Source organism: Pseudomonas sp. GP01-A4 (genome assembly GCF_058780865.1).
Map to the genome: position 1 here is coordinate 1 of NZ_JBYSWF010000132.1, position 7,246 is coordinate 7,246.

The 7,246-nt window shown below is 61.7% G+C and carries 6 protein-coding genes and 1 pseudogene; 5 read left to right on the forward strand and 2 right to left on the reverse strand.

Annotated elements, in window-relative coordinates:
• Positions 1 to 93: 93 nt before the first annotated feature.
• Complete coding sequence (gene tcdA / locus AC3WKX_RS33855; protein ID WP_167665521.1) at positions 94 to 918, reverse strand: tRNA cyclic N6-threonylcarbamoyladenosine(37) synthase TcdA; 825 nt, start codon at positions 916 to 918, stop codon at positions 94 to 96.
• Between the two features lie 219 nt (positions 919 to 1,137).
• Between tcdA and AC3WKX_RS33860 the strand changes: the two genes are divergently transcribed.
• The 4 genes from AC3WKX_RS33860 to AC3WKX_RS33875 all read left to right on the forward strand — a co-directional run bounded on the left by AC3WKX_RS33860 (position 1,138) and on the right by AC3WKX_RS33875 (position 6,382).
• Entirely contained in the window at positions 1,138 to 3,729 is a 2,592-nt protein-coding gene (locus AC3WKX_RS33860; protein WP_003219347.1) for a glycosyltransferase, read from the forward strand.
• A 237-nt stretch (positions 3,730 to 3,966) separates the two neighbouring features.
• Positions 3,967 to 5,118: a succinyl-diaminopimelate desuccinylase gene (gene dapE / locus AC3WKX_RS33865; protein WP_102606504.1), complete on the forward strand. Its 1,152-nt coding sequence runs from the start codon at positions 3,967 to 3,969 to the stop codon at positions 5,116 to 5,118.
• Positions 5,118 to 5,927 (forward strand): putative RNA methyltransferase, encoded by an 810-nt coding sequence (locus tag AC3WKX_RS33870; RefSeq protein ID WP_102606503.1) that lies wholly within the window; start codon positions 5,118 to 5,120, stop codon positions 5,925 to 5,927. Before dapE ends, AC3WKX_RS33870 begins: the two co-directional genes overlap by 1 nt.
• A 77-nt stretch (positions 5,928 to 6,004) precedes the next feature.
• Complete coding sequence (locus tag AC3WKX_RS33875) at positions 6,005 to 6,382, forward strand: hypothetical protein (protein ID WP_008430491.1); 378 nt, start codon at positions 6,005 to 6,007, stop codon at positions 6,380 to 6,382.
• A 142-nt stretch (positions 6,383 to 6,524) separates the two neighbouring features.
• Here AC3WKX_RS33875 and AC3WKX_RS33880 read toward each other — a convergent pair whose 3' ends face one another.
• Complete coding sequence (locus AC3WKX_RS33880; RefSeq protein ID WP_003219353.1) at positions 6,525 to 6,734, reverse strand: cold-shock protein; 210 nt, start codon at positions 6,732 to 6,734, stop codon at positions 6,525 to 6,527.
• A 196-nt stretch (positions 6,735 to 6,930) separates the two neighbouring features.
• Here AC3WKX_RS33880 and AC3WKX_RS33885 point away from each other — a divergent pair.
• A pseudogene (locus AC3WKX_RS33885) lies at positions 6,931 to 7,246 on the forward strand (glycerol-3-phosphate 1-O-acyltransferase PlsB); the annotation flags it as partial.

Here is a 7,246-nt window from a genome sequence, read left to right on the forward strand (position 1 = left end):
CGGGCTTGCTCGCGAAGGCGGTGTATCAGTCGACCTGTCTGGTGACTGACACTCCGCCTTCGCGAGCAAGCCCGCTCCCACATTATGATCTTTTTAGGGTGCAGAGATCGGTGTTGCCTGAACTCTGTCAGCAGGCCGGCGCACCCCGGCCACTATCTTGTCCACCGCCTTGGTCGCGGCCACCATGCCGAAGGTCGCAGTCACCATCATCACCGCGCCAAACCCGCCGGCGCAGTCCAGCTTCACGCCATCCCCGACAAAACTCTTCTGCAAACAGATGCTGCCGTCCGGCTTCGGGTAACGCAGCTGTTCGGTGGAGAACACGCAGGGCACGCTGTAATGGCGGGTCACAGTGCGGGAGAAGCCATAATCGCGACGCAACGTGGAGCGCACCTTCGACGCCAGCGGGTCATTGAACGTACGGTTCAAGTCACACACCTGAATCAACGTCGGATCAATCTGCCCGCCCGCGCCGCCGGTGGTGATGATCTGGATCTTGCGCCGCTTGCACCAGGCAATCAGTGCGGCCTTGGCGTTCACACTGTCGATGCAGTCGATCACGCAATCGATATTGGGCGTGATGTACTCGGCCATCGTCTCGCGAGTCACGAAGTCCGCCACCGCGTGCACGGTGCAATCCGGGTTGATGCCTTTCAGGCGCTCGGCCATGACCTCGACCTTGGCCTTGCCCACGGTGCTGTCCAGCGCATGCAGCTGGCGGTTGCTGTTGCTGACGCATACATCATCGAGGTCAAACAGCGAAATCTCGCCCACGCCACAGCGAGCGATGGCTTCCGCCGCCCACGAACCCACCCCGCCCACGCCGACGATGGCCACATGGGCCGCCTTCAGGCGCTCCAGGCCTTCAATGCCATACAAGCGGGCGACGCCGGCAAACCGTGGATCTTCTGTACTCATGACCATTACCCCAAAAACCGGCGCGCATTATAGGGCTACACAGCGACAAGTTTTAAACTACAAGCTACAAGTAAGAGAACTTACGACGAGTTGCACTGCCCAATGTCCGGTTTTTCCCGGCTTGCTGTACGGTCGGTGAAAGGCCAGTGTAGGATGCGCGCCGTTCGGCGCAGGCCGACACCTCTTTTCGTTCCACACCCTTTGGAACCCGAAATAGCCATGTCATCGCGTAAATTTGGACTCAACCTGGTGGTGGTGCTGGCAATCGCCGCGCTGTTCACCGGCTTCTGGGCGCTGATCAACCGCCCGGTCAATGCCCCTAACTGGCCCGAGCAGATCTCCGGTTTTTCGTACTCGCCGTTCCAGCAAGGCCAGTACCCACAGAAAGACCAGTATCCGACCGACGATCAAATGCGTCAGGACCTTGCGATCATGAGCAAGCTGACGGACAACATCCGTACCTACTCGGTCGACGGCACCCTGGGGGATATCCCCAAGCTGGCGGAAGAATTCGGCCTGCGGGTGACCCTGGGGATCTGGATCAGTCCGGACCTTGAGCGCAACGAGCGCGAGATCCAGCGCGCCATCGAAATCGCCAACAGCTCCCGCAGCGTAGTGCGGGTAGTGGTGGGCAACGAGGCGCTGTTCCGCGAGGAAATCACTCCGGAAGCGCTGATCGTGCTGCTGGATCGGGTACGGGCCGCCGTCAAGGTGCCCGTGACCACCTCCGAGCAATGGCACATCTGGGAACACAACCCGCAACTGGCCAAGCACGTCGACCTGATCGCCGCGCACATCCTGCCGTACTGGGAACATATCCCAGTGGACAAGGCCGGCCAGTTCGTCCTCGATCGCGCCCGGGACCTGAAGAAGACCTTCCCGAAAAAGCCGCTGTTGCTGTCGGAGGTTGGCTGGCCGAGCAACGGACGGATGCGTGGCGGTGCTGACGCCTCCCCCGCCGACCAGGCGATTTACCTGCGCACGCTGGTTAACACGCTGAACCGCCAGGGCTACAACTACTTCGTGATCGAAGCGTTTGACCAGCCATGGAAAGCCAGCGACGAAGGCTCTGTAGGGGCCTATTGGGGCGTGTTCAACGCCGCACGCCAGCAGAAATTCAACTTTGATGGCCCGGTGGTCGCGATTCCGCAATGGCGAGTGCTGGCGATCGGCTCGGTGGTGCTTGCGCTGCTGTCCCTGACCCTGCTGATGATCGACGGCTCGGCCCTGCGCCAGCGCGGCCGTACGTTCCTGACCTTTATCGCGTTCCTGTGCGGGTCGGTATTGGTGTGGATCGGTTATGACTACAGTCAGCAATACAGCACCTGGTTCAGCTTGACGGTGGGCTTCCTGCTGGCACTCGGCGCCCTGGGCGTATTTATCGTGTTGCTGACCGAAGCCCATGAGCTGGCCGAAGCAGTCTGGACCCACAAACGCCGGCGTGAATTCCTGCCGGTTGAAGGGGATTCGGACTACCGCCCGAAAGTCTCGATCCACGTGCCGTGCTACAACGAGCCGCCGGAGATGGTCAAACAGACCCTCGACGCCCTGGCCGCCCTCGATTATCCGGACTACGAAGTCCTGATCATCGACAACAACACCAAGGACCCGGCCGTGTGGGAGCCGGTGCGCGACTACTGCGAAACCCTCGGCCCGCGCTTCAAGTTCTTCCACGTCTCGCCCCTGGCCGGTTTCAAGGGCGGCGCACTGAACTACCTGATCCCGCACACCGCCAAGGATGCCGAAGTGATCGCGGTGATCGACTCCGATTACTGCGTGTCGCCAAACTGGCTCAAGCACATGGTGCCGCACTTCGCCGACCCGAAAATCGCCGTGGTGCAGTCGCCACAGGATTATCGTGACCAGAACGAAAGCACCTTCAAGAAGCTCTGCTACGCGGAATACAAAGGCTTCTTCCATATCGGCATGGTCACCCGCAACGACCGTGACGCGATCATCCAGCACGGCACCATGACCATGACCCGTCGCTCGGTGCTGGAAGAGCTGGGCTGGGCCGACTGGTGCATCTGTGAGGATGCCGAGCTGGGCCTGCGGGTCTTCGAGAAGGGCCTGTCGGCGGCGTACTACCACGACAGCTACGGCAAGGGCCTGATGCCCGATACCTTTATCGACTTCAAGAAACAGCGTTTCCGCTGGGCCTACGGCGCGATCCAGATCATCAAGCGTCACACTGCGAGCCTCTTGCGCGGCAAGGACACCGAGCTGACCCGTGGCCAGCGCTACCACTTCCTCGCGGGGTGGTTGCCGTGGGTGGCCGACGGCATGAACATCTTCTTCACCGTGGGCGCCTTGTTGTGGTCGGCGGCGATGATTATCGTGCCGACGCGGGTTGACCCGCCGCTGCTGATTTTCGCGATCCCGCCACTGGCGTTGTTCGTGTTCAAGGTCGGCAAGATCATCTTCCTCTACCGTCGTGCGGTGGGTGTGAACCTGAAAGATGCGTTCTGCGCGGCACTGGCCGGGCTGGCGTTGTCGCACACCATCGCCAAGGCGGTGCTGTACGGGTTCTTCACCACCAGCATTCCGTTCTTCCGTACACCGAAGAACGCCGATAACCACGGTTTCTGGGTGGCGATCTCCGAAGCCCGGGAAGAGATGTTCATCATGCTGCTGTTGTGGGGTGCGGCACTGGGGATTTACCTGGTGCAGGGCCTGCCGAGCAATGACATGCGCTTCTGGGTGGTGATGTTGCTGGTGCAGTCGCTGCCGTATGTGGCGGCGCTGATCATGGCGTTCCTGTCGTCGCTGCCGAAACCGGCACCGAAGCAAGAGCCTGTGGCCGCTGCTTAAAATCCTGCGCAATGCACTAAACGGCGGCCTCTGGCCGCCGTTTTGCTATAAGATAACGGCCATTTTGTGAGACTTGGCCCAGGCCATTGCTTTGTGTGGGAGCGGGCTTGCTCGCGAATGCGCCGGGTCAGTTCATACATTGTTGACTGACACTCCGTATTCGCGAGCAAGCCCGCTCCCACACAAGCCCCCCTCCCACATAAGCCTTGCGCCCTGACATGCTTCTGGAGTTTTTACATGACGGCCCACGCCGACCTTTCGCCGACCCTCCAACTCGCTATCGACCTGATCCGCCGCCCGTCGGTGACGCCGGTCGACGCCGATTGCCAGAAGCTGATGATGCAGCGCCTGGGCGACGCCGGTTTTGCGCTTGAGCCGATGCGCATCGAGGATGTGGATAACTTCTGGGCCACCCACGGCAAACACGAAGGCCCGGTATTGTGCTTCGCCGGCCACACCGACGTGGTGCCGACCGGCCCGGTCAAGGCCTGGCAGAACGACCCGTTCGACGCGCTGATCGATAAAAACGGCATGCTCTGCGGCCGTGGCGCAGCCGACATGAAAGGCAGCCTGGCGGCGATGCTGGTCGCTTCCGAGCGATTTGTGACCGACTACCCGGACCACAAGGGTTCGGTCGCATTCCTGATCACCAGTGACGAAGAAGGCCCGGCGCACCACGGCACCAAGGCCGTGATCGAACGCCTGGCAGCCCGCAAGGAGCGCCTGGACTGGTGCATCGTCGGCGAACCGTCGAGCACCACCCTGGTGGGCGACGTGGTCAAGAACGGCCGTCGCGGCTCCCTCGGCGCCACCCTGACCGTGCGCGGCGTGCAAGGCCATGTGGCCTACCCGCACCTGGCGAAGAACCCGATCCACCTGGCGGCTCCGGCCCTGGCCGAACTGGCCGCCGAGCACTGGGACGATGGCAACACCTTCTTCCCGCCTACCAGCTTCCAGATTTCCAACCTCAACTCCGGCACCGGCGCCACCAACGTGATCCCGGGCGACCTGACGGCGGTGTTCAACTTCCGCTTCTCCACCGAGTCCACCGTCGAAGGCCTGCAGCAGCGGGTCGCGGCGATTCTCGACAAGCATGGCCTGGACTGGCATGTGGAGTGGGCGCTGTCGGGCCTGCCGTTCCTCACCGAACCGGGCGCGTTGCTCGATGCGGTCTCCGCCAGCATCAAGGCCGTCACCGGTCGCGAGACCCAGGCGTCCACCAGCGGCGGCACCTCCGATGGGCGCTTCATCGCGACCCTCGGCACTCAGGTGGTGGAACTGGGCCCGGTCAACGCGACGATCCATCAGGTCAACGAGCGCATCCTCGCCAGCGACCTCGATGTGCTGACCGAAATCTACTACCAGACCCTGATCAAGTTGCTCGCCTGATGCTCGCTTGCCCCATTTGCAGCGCACCGCTCCATGAAGTGGACAACGGCGTAGCCTGCCCGGCCGGGCACCGTTTCGACCGGGCGCGCCAGGGTTACCTGAACCTGTTGCCGGTGCAGCACAAGAACAGCCGTGACCCAGGCGACAACCTGGCGATGGTGGAAGCGCGCCGCGACTTTCTCAACGCCGGGCATTACGCCCCGGTGGCCAGGCGCCTGGCCGAACTGGCTGCGGAACGCAAACCCCAGCGCTGGCTGGATATCGGCTGTGGCGAGGGTTACTACACCGCGCAAATCGCCGACACCCTGCTGCGCGCCGACGGCTACGCCCTGGATATTTCCAGGGAAGCGGTCAAGCGTGCCTGCAAGCGCAACCCCACGGTGACCTGGTTGATCGCCAGCATGGCCCGGGTGCCGTTGGCCGATGCCAGTTGCCAGTTCCTGGCCAGCGTGTTCAGCCCGCTGGACTGGCTGGAGGCCAAGCGCCTGCTCAGCCCGGGCGGTGGCTTGATGAAAGTCGGCCCCACCAGCGGCCACCTGATGGAACTGCGTGAGCGTTTGTACGACGAAGTGCGCGAGTACACCGACGACAAGCACCTGGCGCTGGTGCCGCAGGGCATGAGCCTGCAACACAGCGAAACCCTGGAGTTCAAGCTCAGCCTGGCCGATCCCAAGGATCGCGCCAACCTGCTGGCGATGACGCCCCACGGCTGGCGCGCCAGTGCCGAACGCCGGGCCCGGGTGATCGAAGCCGCCGAACCGCTGCTGGTCACTGTGTCGATGCGCTACGACTATTTCGTGCTTCAATAACCCATTATTTTTGTGGGCCTCGGGGCCCACACCGAATCCGCGAATGGATTTTCAAAATCCCGCAACGAGGAACATCCATGCGCCAACCTGATATCGAGATTTACCTCAAGGACGCCGACGTCGACCACAAGGCCATCGCCGCCTGGTTGGGCGCCGCCCTGGGCCCGTGCACCGACTGGGTCCAGCGCGGCCAGACCTACAAGTGCAAAGCCGGCAGCGTACCGGTCACCTGGCTGCCGAAAGCCGTAGGCAAATGGAACAGCCTGTACCTGGAAAGCGACCAGACCCCGTGGGAAGACGACATCGCCTGCGCCCGCGCAGCCTTTGCCGCGCTGAACGTCGAAGTGCGTTGCGCGCCGGGCAGCTGGGTAGAGGAAGAAGGTGAAGAAAGCGCGGATACCTGGATTCGTATCAGCGCAGACGGTGAAGAGCAGATCACCTGGAAAACAACCTGATCTAACGCTGTAAATCCAATCAAGAATGTGGGAGCGGGCTTGCTCGCGAATGCAGTGTGTCAGTCACCTGAGTATCAACTGTCACTCCGCTTTCGCGAGCAAGCCCGCTCCCACATGGGTTATCCGGTGTCGCTGCAATTGTTTACAGGCCCACCACATCCTCAGCCTGCAAGCCCTTCTCTCCCGTCACCACGGCGTATTCCACCTGCTGGCCTTCAGCCAATGAACGATGCCCTTCACCGCGAATGGCGCGGTAGTGCACAAACACATCCTTGCCATCTTCCCGCTGGATAAAGCCATAGCCCTTGGCGTCGTTGAACCACTTCACATTGCCGGTTTCGCGCGTTGCCATCTGTTTTGCTCCCACATGCTTTTTATAAGTACGTTTATTGTTGAGTCGTCGCAGTTGAACTGCCGAGTATAAGACAGGCTCAAAAAGCTTCAACTCAAGATTACTTCGCCGCTTTTTTGCCGATTTTCGGCTAATACTGCACACTAGCGCCCCGAGCACCTGCCCGGTTTTTTTCCCCACTCAAAGCAGAAGCCGTATGACCCGTTCTCCCTTTCGCCGTCTGGTATTTGGCACCTTGCGCCGGCTGTTGTACCTCTGGGTTCGCTCAGAGACGATCAACCAGTCGTCCCTTACCTTGAACCTCGACCGCAGTCGTCCGGTGTTTTACGTCCTGCAATCTCCATCCCTCACCGAATTGGCGGTGGTTGATACCGAATGTACCAAGGCCGGCCTGCCGCGCCCGGTGCTGCCGGTGTCGGTCGGCCCGCTGATGGAGCCGGCAGCCTTCTTCTACCTGACGCCCGACCCCGACTGGCTGGGGCGCCAGGACAAGCGTGGCGCCCCACCCACCC

Excerpts from the sequence above, each read along its gene's own strand:
- tcdA (WP_167665521.1), bottom strand. The coding sequence starts at position 918 with ATGAGTACAGAAGATCCACGGTTTGCCGGCGTCGCCCGCTTGTATGGC.
- AC3WKX_RS33860 (WP_003219347.1), top strand. The coding sequence starts at position 1,138 with ATGTCATCGCGTAAATTTGGACTCAACCTGGTGGTGGTGCTGGCAATC.
- dapE (WP_102606504.1), top strand. The coding sequence starts at position 3,967 with ATGACGGCCCACGCCGACCTTTCGCCGACCCTCCAACTCGCTATCGAC.
- AC3WKX_RS33870 (WP_102606503.1), top strand. The coding sequence starts at position 5,118 with ATGCTCGCTTGCCCCATTTGCAGCGCACCGCTCCATGAAGTGGACAAC.
- AC3WKX_RS33875 (WP_008430491.1), top strand. The coding sequence starts at position 6,005 with ATGCGCCAACCTGATATCGAGATTTACCTCAAGGACGCCGACGTCGAC.
- AC3WKX_RS33880 (WP_003219353.1), bottom strand. The coding sequence starts at position 6,734 with ATGGCAACGCGCGAAACCGGCAATGTGAAGTGGTTCAACGACGCCAAG.